This is a genomic window from Acidaminococcus nyctereutis (assembly GCF_052216985.1).
Lineage (GTDB): Bacteria > Bacillota > Negativicutes > Acidaminococcales > Acidaminococcaceae > Acidaminococcus > Acidaminococcus fermentans_A.
In genome coordinates this window covers 1-16,010 of the sequence record NZ_JBQOUY010000003.1, presented here as the reverse complement: position 1 = coordinate 16,010, position 16,010 = coordinate 1, and the positions used below count along the sequence as shown (strand labels likewise).

General features: G+C 56.5%; 15 protein-coding genes. 1 reads left to right on the top strand and 14 read right to left on the bottom strand.

Annotated features, from left to right (window positions below; genetic code table 11):
- The 12 genes from waaC to ACTUHY_RS02500 all read right to left on the bottom strand — a co-directional run bounded on the left by waaC (window position 1) and on the right by ACTUHY_RS02500 (window position 12,718).
- Entirely contained in the window at window positions 1–1,053 is a 1,053-nt protein-coding gene (gene waaC, locus ACTUHY_RS02555; protein WP_442826475.1) for a lipopolysaccharide heptosyltransferase I, read from the bottom strand.
- Window positions 1,050–1,577, bottom strand: a complete 528-nt coding sequence (locus tag ACTUHY_RS02550; protein ID WP_278673463.1) for a D-glycero-alpha-D-manno-heptose-1,7-bisphosphate 7-phosphatase — start codon at window positions 1,575–1,577, stop codon at window positions 1,050–1,052. Before ACTUHY_RS02550 ends, waaC begins: the two co-directional genes overlap by 4 nt.
- A complete protein-coding gene (gene rfaD / locus ACTUHY_RS02545) occupies window positions 1,574–2,542 on the bottom strand; it encodes an ADP-glyceromanno-heptose 6-epimerase (protein ID WP_278673464.1) in 969 nt (322 codons plus the stop codon). Before rfaD ends, ACTUHY_RS02550 begins: the two co-directional genes overlap by 4 nt.
- On the bottom strand, window positions 2,539–4,017 hold the full coding sequence (gene rfaE1 / locus ACTUHY_RS02540; protein ID WP_278673465.1) for a D-glycero-beta-D-manno-heptose-7-phosphate kinase: 1,479 nt from the start codon (window positions 4,015–4,017) through the stop codon (window positions 2,539–2,541). The genes rfaD and rfaE1 overlap by 4 nt, the downstream gene beginning before the upstream one ends.
- Window positions 4,010–4,600 carry a D-sedoheptulose 7-phosphate isomerase gene (gmhA, locus tag ACTUHY_RS02535; RefSeq protein ID WP_278673466.1) on the bottom strand — a complete coding sequence of 197 codons (591 nt, stop codon included), beginning with the start codon at window positions 4,598–4,600 and terminating at the stop codon, window positions 4,010–4,012. Before gmhA ends, rfaE1 begins: the two co-directional genes overlap by 8 nt.
- Window positions 4,581–6,194, bottom strand: a complete 1,614-nt coding sequence (locus tag ACTUHY_RS02530) for an OstA-like protein (protein ID WP_442826474.1) — start codon at window positions 6,192–6,194, stop codon at window positions 4,581–4,583. The genes gmhA and ACTUHY_RS02530 overlap by 20 nt, the downstream gene beginning before the upstream one ends.
- Before the next feature lie 162 nt (window positions 6,195–6,356).
- Entirely contained in the window at window positions 6,357–7,700 is a 1,344-nt protein-coding gene (locus tag ACTUHY_RS02525) for a hypothetical protein (RefSeq protein ID WP_442826473.1), read from the bottom strand.
- 48 nt (window positions 7,701–7,748) lie between these two features.
- Window positions 7,749–8,657 (bottom strand): VirK/YbjX family protein, encoded by a 909-nt coding sequence (locus ACTUHY_RS02520; protein ID WP_442826472.1) that lies wholly within the window; start codon window positions 8,655–8,657, stop codon window positions 7,749–7,751.
- 244 nt (window positions 8,658–8,901) lie between these two features.
- Complete coding sequence (locus tag ACTUHY_RS02515; protein WP_442826471.1) at window positions 8,902–9,540, bottom strand: hypothetical protein; 639 nt, start codon at window positions 9,538–9,540, stop codon at window positions 8,902–8,904.
- Between the two features lie 68 nt (window positions 9,541–9,608).
- Window positions 9,609–10,130, bottom strand: coding sequence for an SH3 domain-containing protein (locus ACTUHY_RS02510; protein WP_278673471.1), 522 nt, complete (start codon window positions 10,128–10,130; stop codon window positions 9,609–9,611).
- An 85-nt stretch (window positions 10,131–10,215) separates the two neighbouring features.
- A complete protein-coding gene (locus ACTUHY_RS02505) occupies window positions 10,216–11,988 on the bottom strand; it encodes an SH3 domain-containing protein (RefSeq protein WP_278673472.1) in 1,773 nt (590 codons plus the stop codon).
- An 85-nt stretch (window positions 11,989–12,073) separates the two neighbouring features.
- Entirely contained in the window at window positions 12,074–12,718 is a 645-nt protein-coding gene (locus ACTUHY_RS02500) for a YigZ family protein (protein WP_278673473.1), read from the bottom strand.
- Between the two features lie 151 nt (window positions 12,719–12,869).
- On the opposite strand from ACTUHY_RS02500, the gene ACTUHY_RS02495 reads away from it, so the two are divergent.
- Window positions 12,870–14,147, top strand: coding sequence for a C40 family peptidase (locus tag ACTUHY_RS02495; protein ID WP_278673474.1), 1,278 nt, complete (start codon window positions 12,870–12,872; stop codon window positions 14,145–14,147).
- Window positions 14,148–14,400: 253 nt separating this feature from the next.
- Here the strand turns inward: ACTUHY_RS02495 and ACTUHY_RS02490 are convergent, their stop codons facing one another.
- Both ACTUHY_RS02490 and ACTUHY_RS02485 read right to left on the bottom strand, forming a co-directional pair.
- On the bottom strand, window positions 14,401–15,669 hold the full coding sequence (locus tag ACTUHY_RS02490; protein WP_278673475.1) for an S-layer homology domain-containing protein: 1,269 nt from the start codon (window positions 15,667–15,669) through the stop codon (window positions 14,401–14,403).
- A 222-nt stretch (window positions 15,670–15,891) separates the two neighbouring features.
- Window positions 15,892–16,010 (bottom strand): transposase (locus tag ACTUHY_RS02485; RefSeq protein WP_337928722.1); only part of this gene is annotated, 119 nt, incomplete at its 5' end.

Genomic DNA, 16,010 nt, shown 5'->3' with positions numbered 1-16,010 from the left:
TCAGTCACAGTCTCTCCCCTCCTTCTCTTTGCACAGCTGATAGACCTGATCCGGAGTCACTGCTCCCATACAGTTCCAGTGGCCGCAGTGCTTTTTCAGGCAGCCGGCACACGGTACTGGGCTCACCAGCACCGTGGCCCGGGGATTGCCATAGGGGCCCGTCCGGTCCGGCCGGGTAGGTCCGTAGATGGTCACCAGGGGCTTCTGGAGCGCCGTAGCAATGTGGAGAGGCCCTGTATCCCCGCTGACATAGCACCGGGCTCCTTTGATCAGGGCGCCCAGTTCCCGGAGACTGGTCCGACCGATCCAGTCCAGCAGACGGGGTTCCTGCCCCACCATTTCCCGTATTTTTTCTCCCAGGGGCGCATCTTCCGGTCCCCCGGCCAGCACCACCCATGTCCCGTCCTGGAGGAACTTCCGGGCCAAGGCTGCATAGTGTTCCAAAGGCCACCGCTTGGTTTCCCACCTGGCCCCGGGCACCAGCACTGCATAGGGCAGGATCCCTCCCTCCGTCATCCCGGCTTCCTGGAGCCGCTGGCGGATGCTCTTTCTCTCTTCGGTGAGAGCTGGCATGGGATAGGTGATCTTCTCTGCCTTTGCTCCCAGATACCGGGCCACATCCAGATACCGTTCGATCACATGGTCATGGGCATGGGTCCCCACGATAGGCCGGGAAACAAGCCGGCTCCCTTCCCGCATCTCACAGTAGCCGATCCGGTTGGGACAGCCAGTAAGCCAGGCCATCACCGCACTTTTGAACAGGCCCTGGAGATCGATCACCAGGTCGAACTTCTTAGACCGTAGCATGGCTCGAGTTTCCCGGAGCGTCCGCCATTTTTCGCCCCAGCCCATTTTCCCGAAGGCCTTCTTGTCGAAATACAGCACTTCGTCGATGATGGGCGGTTCCGGCACGAAGGCGCTGAACTGGGGATGGACCAGCCAGCTGATCCGGCTGTCTGGGAAGGTTTCCCGGAGAGCCGCCGCAAAGGGCAGGGCATGGATCACATCCCCCAGGGAACTCATTTTGATGATCAGGATGTTCTGGTAGATCACTTTCTCCCCTCCTGCCTGGCCAACACCTGCCGGACAAATGCCAGCAGATCCGTCCCGTTGAACCGGTAGCCCGGTATCCCCGCCGCCAGGGCCGCCTCCACGTCACTTTCCTTGTCCCCAATCAGGAAGGATCCTTCCCGGTCCAGCCCATGCTCTTCCATAGCCTGCAGGATCATCCCCGGTTTGGGCTTCCGGCAGCAGCAGGCCACGGTCAGTTCCGGGATCACCCCTTTGGTGGGATGATGGGGACAGAAATAGAAGCCGTCGATCTGGCCGCCGGCTTTCCTGATTTCTTCCGCCATATAGGCATGGAGATGCTCCATGTCCTTTTGGGTGTAGTAGCCCCGGGCGATGCCGCTCTGATTGGTCACCACATACACCTGGTAGCCCCGGCGGACCAGGGCGGCCACGGCCTCTCTGGCCCCGGCCACCCATTCCACCTGGTCCGGACGGTAAATATAGCCTTTATCGATGTCCAGGACCCCGTCCCGGTCCAGGAACACCGCTTTTTCCCCTGTCTTCATGCCTTGTAATAGCCGTCAGAATCCTGGAGTACCTGGCAGTATTCCTTCACCGCCTGGCTGAAATCCGTGAAACCGCCCGTATACCCGGCCGCCAGCAGCTTCGTCGTATCCGCTTGGGTATAGCTCTGGTATTTTCCTTTCAGCACTTCCGGGAAAGGCACATAGACCAATTCGCCGCTGCCAAAGAATTCCAGTACGGCTTTGGCCATGTCGTTGAAAGTATGGGCATGGCCGGTCCCCAGATTAAAGACCCCTTTCCGTTCCGGATGCTGCCAGAAATCGAACAGGACCTTCACCACATCTTTCACATAGATGAAGTCCCGGGTCTGTTCTCCCGGCCCATAACCGTCGTACGTTCCGAACAGCTTCACCTTGTGTTCTGCCTGCCACTGGAGGAACATCTGGCGCACCATGGAAGCCATTTTCCCCTTGTGGTTCTCCTGGGGGCCGAACACATTGAAATACCGGAACCCGGCGATCTGGCTCTCCGCCTTGTCAAAATATCGGCGGGCATAATTGTCGAAGAACAGCTTGGAGAAGGCGTATACGTTCAGGGCTTCTTCACAGGCCGGCTCTTCCCGGAAGCCGTTCTTCCCGCTGCCGTAAGTGGAAGCAGAGGAAGCATACAGGAACTGGATCCGCCGGTCCAGGGCAAAGTGCATGAGGGTCTTGGTATATTCGAAGTTATTTTCCATCATGTATTTGCCATTGTATTCCATGGTATCGGAGCAGGCCCCTTCATGGAAGATCACTTCAATGGGTTCGTGGTCGAACTTCCCGTCCCGGACCCGCTGGATGAAGTCCACCTTATCCAGATAATCCATGACCTTCAGACCCTGGATGTTCTTGAACTTCACCATATTAGTCAGATTGTCCACCACCAGGATGTCATCCCGGCCCTGTTCATTCAGACCCTTGACGATATTGCTGCCAATAAAACCGGCACCTCCGGTTACAATGATCATAATTTGCCCTCCTTGACCAGTTCAGCGATTTTCTGGATCACTCCGGTAGTGGAATACCCTTCCTTGAACGGCAGGATCTCCACCCGTCCGGCATACTCCCGTCCGGCCACTTCTTCCGGTTTATAGTCCCCGCCTTTTACCAGGATATCCGGGCGGATCCGCCGGATCAACTCCGTGGGCGTATCCTCCCCGAAGAGGACCACGGCATCCACACAGGCTAAAGCCGCCAGGAGCCGTGCCCGGTCATTTTCCTGGTTCAGGGGACGGGTCTCCCCTTTCAGCCGTTTTACCGAAGCATCGGTGTTGACGCCCACGATCAGGTGCTGTCCCAGCCGGGACGCCTGTTCCAGATAGGTGACATGGCCCGTATGGAGGATGTCGAAGCAGCCGTTGGTAAAGACGATCTTTTCTCCTGCAGCCTGCCAGGTCCGGGCCAGGCTGGTCACTTCGTCCCAGTTCAGGGGCCGGTAATCCCGGCCTTCCCGTTCCTCACTGGCCAACACCTCCCGGAGCAGTTCCTCCCGGTGCACCGGGTAGGTCCCCACTTTGGAAACCACGATCCCCGCTGCCTTGTTGGACAGCTTCAAGGCTTCTCCCAGAGAAAGGCCTCCCGCTACGGCTGCCAGCAGCACAGCCGCTACCGTATCCCCAGCTCCGGATACATCGAACACATCCCGGGCCGTAGCCGCTTCGGTGATCACTTCTTTCCGATTGATCAGGGACACCCCTTTTTCCGAACGGGTCACCACCACGTTCTTGATCTGGAAGGTATCACGGGCCTTGGCCGCCAGTTCCACCAGCGGTTCCGTTTCATTAGGGACCACTTTGCCCCCGGCTTCGCACATTTCCTTCACATTGGGGGTGATGAAATCGCAGCCGGCATACTTCCGCCAGTCCGCCCCTTTAGGATCCACCAGTACCGGCACCTGGGCACTATGGGCCAGGTCGATCACCGTCTGGCAGAAATGGTCCGAGCAGACCCCCTTGGCATAGTCACTGAGGGCAATGCCATCCAGGCCTCCCTGGAGCCGTTTCTGCAGCCAGTCCAGCAGCTGCCGTTCTTCTTCCGGTTCCAGATCCCCCGGCTCTTCGAAATCCAGCCGGAGCATCTGCTGCCGGGCACCGATGATCCGCATCTTAGTAATGGTGCTGCGGCCCGGCATGGGCAAAAGCCCGCTGGAATCGATGCCTGCTGCCGCCATTTTCTTTTCCAGAGCATCCCGGTGCGCATCCAGCCCAGTGACCCCGGCCACATACACTTTTACGCCCAATCCTGCCAAGTTAGCTGCCACGTTGCCGGCGCCTCCCAGGACGCTTTCCATCCGGCGCACCCGGTTCACGGGCACCGGTGCTTCCGGAGAAATCCGTTTCACTTCCCCGTACACATACCGGTCCAGCATCACATCCCCGATCACTGCGATCCGCAGTTTCTGGATGTCTTCCGTCAGGAATTGGATACTTTGGGTATTACGCATAGTCTTCCACCAGCTCACAAATGATATGTCCCATGATTTCATGGATTTCCTGGGCCCGGGCCGTATTCACCGACGGCACGTCCAGCAGTACGTCACAGAGATCCGCCATCTTGCCGCCGCCTTTGGCCGTAAAACCGATGACCCGGATGCCTTTGGCCCGAGCCGTTTCAATGGCTGCCAGCACATTGCCGCTGTTCCCAGAGGTAGAGATCCCCACCAGTACATCCCCTTCCTGCCCCAGGCCTTCCACCTGCCGGGCAAAGATCCGGTCGTAGCCGTAATCGTTGCCGATGGCCGTCAGGATGGAAGTATCCGTAGTGAGAGCCAGAGCGGCCATCCCCGGCCGTTCTTTCTGGAAGCGGCCTACGATTTCCGCTGCCCAGTGCTGGGCGTCGGCCGCCGAACCCCCATTGCCGCAGAACATCACCTTGCCCCCGGAAGCCAGTGTCAGGGAAATAAGGCCTGCAGCCTCCTCCACAGCTTTCAGCAGCCGTTTACTGCCCATGACCCGGTGGACCAGTTTCTCATGTTCCAAGAGCCGGGCACCGATGATTTCCTGTGCCTTACCACCGATAGAGGTCATATGTCACACTCCATTCATGATCATTGTTGTATTTCTTATCCCGATATTCCAAGCCCAGACGGAAGCAGCAGAAATCGTGGTACCACCGGTAGATGTATTCATAGACACTGCTCTTGCCCTGGTCGTACCGCATGACGAAATTCACCCAATCATTGGGTCCCAGCTTCTTGCCCAGCCCCCATTGGACTTCCTTGGACATATCCGGGTCCGCATAGGAGAACACCGAACTGTGTTCTTTTTCATAGTAATAGCCCAGCCAGGTGTTCCAGCCCCCGTCAAAGCTTTTCCGCAAGGTAGCAGAATAGAGCATGGTCTTCTTGGTTTCGTCGGTGATGCTTTCCTTCACCCACTTATGGCCCATACCCAGGTTCAGGTACAGAGGCCGTTTTTCCTGGGTCAGCCGGATGGGATCATGGTTCAGATACACTCCATATTCCGTATGCCAGCTCCGCTTCCAGTTGTCCTTCCACAGACCGTGGCTGATGTAGGCGGAATAGTTCACCGGGATCCGGTCGTCGAACTTGTGGGCTTTGTAAACGAACTTCACATCCCGTTCCTTCCGGATCCAGTTGTTGTCAGAGTCTTCCGTATGGCCGTCCTGGATCTGCACATAGAAGTTCTTTTCATCCTGCCGGTCTGTAAAGAGAGGCCGCCAGCCGATCTTGGAATAATACTTCAGTTCCGCATCCAGGGTATTCTTGCTGCTCAGGGGGATATCCAGGTTATAGCGCAGCTTCACGCCGTGGTCCGTATCATAGCCGATATGGGGCAACAGGCTCTGTCGGCTGCCATTATCGTCCATCCGGTTGATCCACCGGTCCCGGGAATAGATGTGTTTGCCTTTGACGAACACTTTCACGTTGTAGGCGATGATCTTGTCCTTGGGATAGATCACCACTTTATCCGCCTTGATTTCCACACAGGGAGGATGCTTCACCGCAGGACACCGGGTGGTGGTGCCGCCGCTGGTCAGTTCCACCCGGTCCGGGTAGATTTCCCCGATATCCGCCTTGTACAGGTCCTTGCCGTTGTGTCCGGAGATATTCTTCACCGTGCCGGTCTTATCCAGGAAATTGTAATGGCCCCATTGGCCGTCGGTCACGCTGGTGCCCGTGCTGGTCTCATCCACGATCCGGCCCCCGGTCAGGAGATAGACATCCCCGGTCTTGGAATTGCCCTGAGCCTGGGCCGTATAGAGTTTCTGGCTGCCTTGATACAGCCGTACATTCCCCTTGGCTTCAAAATCCCCGGTTTCCGAATTGTACTGTACCTGATCCCCATAAATAGTAATGGGCAGGGTGGATTCGCTGGGAAGTATCTCCCCCTTTTCCTGGCGTTTTTTCTGTTCCTTAGATGTTTCCCGGCTGGCCCGGGTAATGGCTTCCGTTTGGGCATCCGGTTGATCCTGGAGCCGCCGCCTTCCTTCATGCTGATGGGCATAGGATTCCACTTCATCCAAGCTCTGGATCTGGGGCTGATAGGCCGGACCGTCCTTGCTGCTCAGTTTTCCCCCGTCAAAGTCCACGGCCGCGCTGGCCATCCCGGGCAGCGACAGGGCCAATGTAATTCCCAAGGCCAATGCCTTCTTGTTCATAGGATTCTGTCCTCCAATGGATAGTTTCTGCAACACCAAATCATCTGCAGCGCGGGCAACTTTCTGCCCGGAAAGCAGGTACACTCTTCAATATTATAACACAAAAGGCCCCTCTCTTCCGCAACTTTGTGTGAAAGAGAGGGGCCGGTGCTTCCAGCCGATTCAAAGGGTCGACGCGTTATAGGCACTGCCGTCATCTTCATCCAGCATAGGCTGGCTGCTGTTCCTGCGTACCAGTTTCTTGGCTTCTTCATCCCGTTTCTGGTCTTCAGCCAGCGCCGCTTCGGTCTCGGCGTCCGCTTTCTCATCCCCATTGTCTTTTGCAGCGGGTTCCTGGGCGGGTGCCTTCTCTTCCGCCGGCTGTTCTCCCGTTTCATCCAGGGCTACCCCGGTGGATTTCGGGGGCTGCACCGTACTGGGCGTTTCTTTGGGGGCTTCCTGGGCAGGCACCGTTTCTGCAGCTGGTTCAGCCGCAGGCTCCTTGGTCACAGCTGAAGCAGGCTGCGTGGCAGAAGGACCTCCCTGAGCGCTGCTGCCATCCAGCTGCTGCCCGATGGCCGAACTGCCGGCCAGGATCACCCCGTCCACACTGGTGTCTTCCGCTACCTGCACATAAGTATTGGTCCCAGCCGGGATGGTCACCGATGAACCTTTCACGAAAGCGCCTCCTACAACGCCTACCGGCCCAAAGAGGATCATGCCCCCGATGGACGCACCGGCGGCACCGGCAGCGGTCTTAGCCTGCTGTTTGGCCAAATCGCCCACCATCACAGGGACGGCGCCCCCGTTGACAGCCACCACATGGGAGAAGTCCAGGTCGATCCGGGCATCCCGTCCGAAGATCCGGGGCTGCACGATTTTCTTGATCTGACCATAGCCCTTGGCTCCCTTGGGCAGGACCAGCACATCTCCTACATACACATTGTCATCCACTACGAAATCGATGGTGTCTCCCTGCTGGTTGGTCTTGCTGCTGATATCTTCCATGAACTTCACTTTGAGCAGGGAATCCTTAGGCAGCACCACCGTACTGGAAGTCAGGCTGCCATTGGGGAAAGCCGCCTTGGTGAGACGGTCCAGACGGCTGCTGAAGGAATCCTTGGCGTATTCCGTACCGAAGATCTGGGTTTCCAGATGGCCCAGCCGGCTCTTGGCCGCATCAGTGGACATCCGGTCGGAGAACTGCCATTCAATGACGTTCATCAGGGTAGCCATGGAAAGCTTCCCGCCAGCCGGAGCTCCTTCCAGCTGGTTGTACAGTTTGTCCACCCGGCTCATGACAGAACCAGAACTTTTCCGCCCCTCCATATCCATTTCCATTTTGTCCACCCGGGATACCAGGGATCCGGTCTGCACAGCACCATACAGGAAATTTTCTGCGATTTCCAATTTGCCAGCTACCGTATTGGTGGCTGCCATCTCCTCAGCAAAAGCGGGTATCAGGCAGGTGAGGCAAAGCAAGGCTGTCAAAAACAGGCTGATGATTTTCTTCTTCAATCCAGACACCTCCGTCAGGGTAATTTTCAGAAACTATCGGTTTTATTGTATCATAAATCAGGGTACGACGAAAGGCCCCAGCTTTCCTGCCATTTCCGCCCGCATCTTATCCATCAGTTCATACCGGCGCCGGTGATTGGCCCGCTTGGAAGGCTTGAATTCTGACAGATCCCGCCGTTTTTCTTCCAGAGGAATCCGATAGAACCGGGGATCGGTACAAGGCTCGCCCCCGCATTCCCCCCAGAAATCTCCGAAATTGGTCTTCAGCTTCCGGTCCATCCGCACATGGTTCATGGCATAATAGCCTGCATTGGTCACTGCATAGATGGCTTCACAGCCCATCAGGTCTGCCAGCGTCCGCAGCCCGTAGAAGATCAGATTCTTGGTCCGGTAGCCGAAGAACTGCTTGGTCATGGCCTTCACCGCCTCATTCCCCAGGCGGGTCCCCTGGAGGGCCCCCACCCAGAAGCAGGGTCCTCCCGTTCCCGGATCCGGCCCCAGCCAGAACATGATCTGGTAAAAATCCAATTCTCCCCAGTGGAGGACCAGGGACAGGCAGCCTTCCTTCCGTTGACCGGGATGGAAGAGCAGATCCAGGGTCAGGGGTTTTTCCTGGAAAGAATCGGTCCACAAGTTCACCCGTCCATGCCGGACATAGATTTCCCGGAGGAACTCCGGTGTCAGCTTCTGCTGGAGGATAGCGATATGATCCTGGATCAGCTTTGTCCGTTCTTCCCAGCCCGCTCCTTTGTAAAAGAACGCCCGAGTCGCTTGTTCCAACAGGCAGGGCATGCCTTGGAGCACCTCTCGGCGCAAAGGATCCTCATGGAAGAACTTCTGGAGCCGTTCCATCTGCTTCCGATGGGTCCGGCAGCGGAGGAGATAGATCCAATAGCGCTTCCGTTCCTTCAGATGCCTGATATTGTAGCAGGCAAGGCCTGCCTTCTTGATTTCCGCCCAATCCATTGCTGTGATTCCTTCCTTATGAAAATAAGGGCTGTTGCATGAGCAACAGCCCTTTTGTCATAGGTCAGACGTCATACGTCATACGCTTTTGGAAATCAATTTTCTAAATTGATCTTGAAATTTCAAAACCTTTTACAGCATTCAACTGCTTTCGTCCATTCAAAGCCAGCAAAGCTGGCTTCCATCGTCGTATGACATATGACCTATGACGTATGACGGGCTGCTGCCCATGCAGCAGCCGCCTTTATTTGTTATTCTTAATGACCTTCTTCAATTCTCTCCGGCAGAACAGGCCGAATTCGTGGTGGGGCCAGTCGGACCGGGGATTGATGGCACCCGATTCCATTTCACGGCCGTAACTCCAGTGATCCACTTTAAACTTATGGTTCAGCATGTTCACCGTGGCAAAACGGCCCCGGTAATCCAGGATGGTCATGGGTTCCCGGCGGAAGTTGTCTTCCGTCACATCGAATTTGTCCACCGCCATGACGATGACCACATCGGCCCCGCTGGCCTGGGCTACTTTTTCCAGTCCGGCCTTGGTGAACAGATTGTCCTGTTCCTGCAGGGCTACTTTCCGGACCACATCGGAATCCACCATATCATATTCCGGATATTGGAATGCCTTGGCGATTTCATTGCTGAACACGATGGGTTTCATCCCTTCGTTGTCTTCCACTTTTTCCCCGATCATCAGAGGCACCACGGCCAATTTCAGGGATTTCACCTGAGGCATTGCAGCAGGAGTTTGCTGTTGCGTAGTGGTCTCTGCGGGCTTGGATGGCGTAAAAGTAAAGGTCCCTGCTTCCGCCTGATGGAAAACAGGCAGCATGAGAGCTGCACTGAAAGCAGCGGCAGAAAGCGTTTGCCAGATTTTTTTCATATCGCTACAAACCTCCTAGTAGTCATTTCTATTATTTTATCACATCTGGGGAAGCTTTGGCCAGAAAATTAAAGTTCCTGGCAGTAATCAGAAGCAACCCAGCCGATATCCCCGTTTTCCCGTTCTACCTTGGTCCAATGGAGGCCTCCTCCATCGGCCGCATCCAGGATGGTCACGATTTCACCCTTGGCGAAGTAATCCAGCACATCTCCATTCTGACTGGGGTCGCTGCGCATCCGGACTTCCGTCCCGGTGATCTTGCCCTTCCGGTCCTGGAGACGTGTCTCGGAAGGGATCAGGGATCCTTCCGGCACCCGGCAGTATTCTCCGGCCACCCATCCCAGGGATCCATCTTTCCGGCTCACTTCATACCATTTCCGGCCTTCATTGACGTTGCTTTTCAGGACTTCTACCTTTTCTCCATCTTCAAAATACCCTAAGATCTCCGTATCCGTCCCAGCGCCCTTCCGCATCCGCACTTCGGTACCGATGATGGTCCCAGCTGCAGCAGCATCCGCTTTTCGTTCCATGGGGAATGTCAGACCCAGCAGACAGCAGAGTGCGGCAATGATCCGTCCCATCTTTTTCATCACGGTCTGCCTCCTTCTCCTTTGATGTAGTCATTGTATCACGAACATCTCTGACCTTCCAGTCAAAAAGATGATTTCACTGGGGTCAGCTTTGGGCACAGAAATCCGCAGAAACCCAGCCTACGGAACCGTCGCTCCGCTGGACCTTCAGCCACCGCTGGCCTCCGCTGGTCACATCGTCCAGGATGGTCACCGTTTCCCCGTTGTCGAAATATCCCAGCACATCACTGTCCGTACTGTAACTAGCCCGCATCCGTACATCAGTGCCGGTAATGGTGCCCACAGTGCTGCTGGGAGAGTCACCGCTGCCCAGGCTGCAGTAATCGGCAGCCACATATCCGGTAGATCCGTCACTGCGGGTCACCTTATACCATGTCATGCCGTCCGCCCGGGTGCTGCCCAGGACTTCCACCGATTCTCCCCTTTCAAAGGCTCCGATGACACTTCCCTCCAGACCGGCACTGGACCGCATCCGTACTTCGCTGCCGGTGATCACCCCAGCTCCGCTGACATCCGTATCCAGGGCTGCCGCTGCGGCTCTGGCCGCTTCCGCCTGCCGCTGTGCTTCGGCCTGCCGTTCGGCTTCCGCCGCTGCTTCCGCTTCCCGGCGGGCTTCTTCTGCTGCCCGTTCTTCCGCTTCCCGGCGGGCCTTTTCCTCGGCCGCCCGTTTTTCAGCGGCTTCTTTGATGGCCACTAGTTCCTTCATCCGGGCTTCTTCCCGGGCCGCCTCTTCTTTGGCTTCCTGGGCCTGGATGGCCGCCACTTTTTCCTTTACGGTCAGAGGACGGGCAGGAGTCTGTTCTGCCGGTTTGGTGATTCCTTTGGCCGCCGTCAGGCTGCTTGCCGCGGCTTCCGCTGTTCTATTTTTCTCAGCGGCCTCGACTTTGGCCGCTTTGGCAGCTTCTTTCCGGGCTGCTTCCTCAGCTTTGGCTCTGGCTTCTTCCCGGGCCTTAGCTCTGGCTTCCGCTCTGGCCTGGGCATCGGCTTTGGCCTGGGCTTCCATCCGGGCCTGTTCCTCCGCTTTGGCTTTTGCAGCTTTTTCTGCCTTAGCTTTGGCCTTGGCATCAGCCTGGGCTTTAGCTTCCGCCTGGGCCTTTTCTTTAGCCGCCAGACGGGCCCGGATCCGGGCCAGGCCCTGACCGGTGCTTTCTCCAGCTCCGGCAGCAGATCCTGCCGATTTGACCGTTTCGCTGACAGCCGTTTCCTGGCCGGAAGCGTTTTCCTCCGGTGCAGCACTGCTGTGGTCGATAGGAGCTTCGGTCACATTGCCGTCTGCATCCATACCCGCAGCGGACAGGTTGATTTCGATTTCTCCTTCGCTTTTATCCAGTACGGCCCCTGCGTGGTACACCCCGATCAGGCTGCCGTCTTTATCTACATAATAGGTATCTGGAAGGGTCTGGAGCTTGGCCGGATCAACGTCATACAGATACTGGAGCCCGTTCTGGGCCAGTCCCGCCAGCTGGTCTTGGGTATAGTAGTAGCTGAGCGGGCGCAGTTCCCCGGTTTTCCGGTCGAAGGTCATGCCGAGGCTTTCCTCTACCCCCATATTGGGAGTCATCACCAAAGTGAAGCTGATCAGTTCAGCATCAGATTTGTGGACATCGTAATGGACTTTGCCTCCGCCCAGGGTGGACGCTTCACTGACAAAGGAAGCCACCTGGCTGCTCAGAGCCCGGTTGATCCTATCATCCGCCGACCGGCTGCCTCCGCTGACCTGAGGACATTCCACCGTCACCTTGTTTTCCGTACGGGTAATCGTTTTTATGGATACGCTGGCATCCGCCGCCCAGACAGGAACTGTGGCGGCCCCCAGGACCAGACAGCTCATCAGGACAGCACAAGTTTTTTTCAGCATCGATCATGCCTGCTTTCTAAGATAGTCTTTCCCCATCATCTCATGATGTACAATAGTATTAGTGTACTGTATCGAGAGGGGAAAATCAAGGTTGAACAGGCTCTGCAGGACATTCTTCAAAGAAAGTTTTCTCTTCTTCCAAAGTCACCGGCCGGCTGAGAGTTTCCGTGAGCCAGGCTCCTGCTTCCTCTTTCCGGCTCTGGGGCATCACCAGGTGGATTTTGGCCCGGTTGGCGTATTCCACATCTCCCACAGCGAACAGGGACTGCTGGTACAGCTGGTTCAGCACCCGTCCCACATCCTCCAAGGACCAGACGAAAGAATAATCCCCCATGGGCACTCTTTCTGCCAGACCCGCTTCGTCCACTGCCTGAGCCACACATTTCCCGTAGGTCCGGGTCAGTCCTCCGGCGCCCAGCTTTATGCCCCCAAAATACCGGGTTACTACTGCTGCCGTATTATACAGTTCCTTCCGGCGGAGCACTTCCAGCATGGGAGACCCTGCCGTGCCGCTGGGTTCCCCATCATCGTTGGACCGTTCTACCCGGTTATCCGGCCCCACGATGTAGGCCGAGCAGTTGTGGGTGGCGTCCCAATATTTTTTCTTCATGGCCCGGACAAATTCCTGGGCCTCTCCTTCTGTTTCCACCCGGGCCAGCGTACACAGGAAGCGGGACTTTTCCACCACCAGCTCACTGACCACAGGCCGGGCGATCACATATTTTCCCATTGCAGTTTGCGTCCTTTCTGTTGGGATCCATAAGGCTCATTATACCATAATAAGGGCTGTCAACGTTCAGTAAGCAGCGGGCGAAGGAAAAATTTTCACACACTCTCCCCCTATGCTATAATAGGGACGCTATGTAAAGGAGGTCATCGTTTTGCTGCATGCTTTTCATCGTATATCCCTTTTGACCAGTGCCCTGTGCCTATCCGCTTCCATGGCTCTGGCCGCCGCGGCCATGCCCGGTACACCAGCTGCGCTCACCAAGCCTTCCGCCTGGACTGCTCCGGCGGGCAGCACCGTCCTGGCCACCCCGGAACGGATCCGTGCCATGAACGCCCAGATGGACAAAGCCATCTTCGGGGATTCCATCCAGGACCTGGGGAATTCCATTTCCGGCACCCAGCTCACTAGCTATGTGGACGCCTTCGCCATGGATGAGGATCAGTACGTCCAGGGGGCTCCCCTGAGCCATTCCTTCGCGTCCCAGTTGGTCCAGGATGCCAAGGCCAACATCCGCCCCACCAACACAGTGAAATATGGAGTGGTGGTGGATCGGGTAGATCTCCGGTCCTTCCCCACCCTCCAGCGGGCCTTCGATTCTGCGTCCGACACCCAGTTCGACAACTGGCAGGAAACGGCGGTGGATCCGTCCACCCCGGTGCGGGTATACCACACCAATCCCCAGGGGAACTTCATCTTCGTCCGGACCCCCCATTACCGGGGCTGGGTCCCCCGGAACAAGGTAGCCATCACCGATGCCAAGACCTGGCAGACCTACGCCAATCCGGCTTCTCCCGCCGTGGTCACCGGCCGTGTGCTGACCCTCCAGGCCGGCAGCCAGCCTCAGCTGTACCAGATGGGCACCGCCATCCCCACCCGGAACGGGAATCTGCTGCTGCCCACCAGGGACCATCAGGGTTATCTCCAGATTGTCCCGGTGAAAGCCGCCTATGGGGCAGACCTGCACCAGGGATACCTGCCCTACACCGCCAACAACACCATCCAGATGGCCTTCAAACACCTGGGAGCCCCCTATGGATGGGGCGGCATGCACAACAGCGTGGACTGCTCTTCCTTCGTCCAGGACGTATATAAGACCATGGGCATCCAGCTGCCCCGGAACGGGGACGAACAGGCCCAGTCCTTCCCGGGGAAAAGTTTCCGGGGCATGACCCACGACCAGAAACTGGCCTATATCAAGACGGCCGCCCCGGGTTCCCTGCTGTTCACCCCCTACCATGTGATGATGGTCCTGGGGAACTCCAACGGGACCCCCTACATGATCCATTCCCTGGCCTCCTACGGCATGGAGACCTCTGACGGGGTGGTGAAGAACCGGATCATGCAGGTGGTGGTCAGCAAGGTGGATCTCATGGCCGGCAGCGGAACCTCCCTGGTGGACCAGATGACCCAATGCAATACATGGAGATAAAGCGCTTCAGTAAAATTAAAAGGGGTTGTTGCACGTGTAAGTGCAACAACCCCTTCGTCATAGGTCAGACGTCATACGTCATACGCTTTTGGAAATCAATTTTGCCAAATTGACTTTAAAATTCCAAAACCTAATATAGAATTCAATCGATTTTCTTGTGTTCTTCGCCAGCAAAGCTGGCTTCAATCGGCGTATGACATATGACCTATGACCTATGACGTATGACAGGCTGTTGTCATACAACAGCCTAGTTTTAAAACGTCACCACCAGCTGGCTCCAGAGGGTCCGAGCGTGTTTGCCGTTCTGGTCCCCTTCCTTGCCTTTCAGGTCGTAGTAGTCCACTTCGGCCACCATGTTTTTGGCCAGGGTCAGGTTGCCGCCCACTTTCCAGCCTTTGAACCCGTTGGTGACCCCGCTTTCACCGGGAACGAAGGTGTCCCAGTTGCCGTCCATGGTGTGGGCGATCACCGTGGAAGCACTCTGGTCGTAATAAGTGGCCAGAAGACCCCAGCTGCCCGGCTTGTCACTTTCAGCCCCGCCATAGGTCAGGCCGGCCACCCAGCCGTCCTTGTCCCAGCTGCGGTCTTTTTCGTAATCATTGCTGCCCCGCAGGTACATGGCGTTAAGGCCCAGCTTCCCGGCCTGGTATCCGGCTCCGGCAGTCCAGATTTCATTGTCCGCTCCATCCAGGAAGGTCATATTGTCCGCCCGGGTGTAGGTGGCCGCCAGATGCAAATTGCCCGTATCCCCGCCCAGTTCTGCAGTCCAGAATTTGTCGGCCACGGAGATTTTTTCCTCATCGCTCATATAGCCGAATCCGGATACATCGGCCATTTTCCCGTAGGCTGCCTGGAGGTAGGAAGCATGGCCCAGGTTCACCTTGGCCTTCACCCCGTCCACCTGGCTGTCATAGATGTTCCCATCCGCCAGGAATTCGTCATACCGGCCGGCCTTCAGTTCCACGCTGCCGATCCGGCCGTCCAGGAACGCTCTCTGGAAATCCGTGTCGCTGTCCCCGGATTCATTCCGGCCGCCGAAATACTGGTGATTTTCCAGCATGGCCAAATAATGCCAATTGTCGTTCACTTCCCCGGTGAACCACAGGCGGGTCCGCAGATCGGATTCGCTGCCCTTGCCGGTGGCGGAGCCGGAATCGTTCCGGTAGCTCATCTGGACTTCCCCAGTGATCTGGACATTGTCCGCGTTCTTTTCAAGTTTGGTTACTCTAACGCCAAGTTTATCCAGTTCATCAGCAAATTCGCTGACCAGTTTGTCATCAGCGCCGATGGCGCCTTTGGCCAGGGCCTTGGCCACGATCTGGGCCATTTCATAACGGGTCATGGTCTTGTCCCCTTTGAAGGTGCCGTCCGGATACCCGTCAACCACGCCGGCAGCCGCCAGCTTGGCCACAGCGCCATAGGCCCAGTGGCCGGCGGGCAAGTCGGAGAAGGGGTTGGCTGCCAGGGCCGTCCCGCTGACACCCAAGGCCATAGCCAGGGCCAGCATCATTTTTTTATCCATAGGTAAAGCCTCCTTGTGGTTTTCCCCTTTCCTTCCCAACCAGCAGGAGTTGCCGTGTTTCCTCCTGCGGAGATGGAAAAGGTGTGATAAATTAGTCTTTTCTAACTTTACTTCACAAATTATACACCGTACTAATTAATTTAGGTTCTTTGTCAAATGTTGGGGTAAGCTCCAATTCATCTACCACACACGGACGTGAGCGATTTTTGCTCACGTCTGTTTTTATTTTAATTTCACCATCGAAAGCAGTAAAATCCGAGAACGGAATCGTTCAAAGTTGCGAAAACCAAATGCTACTCTCTTTAACACCTTAATCTTATTGTTCATTCCTTCCGTAAAAC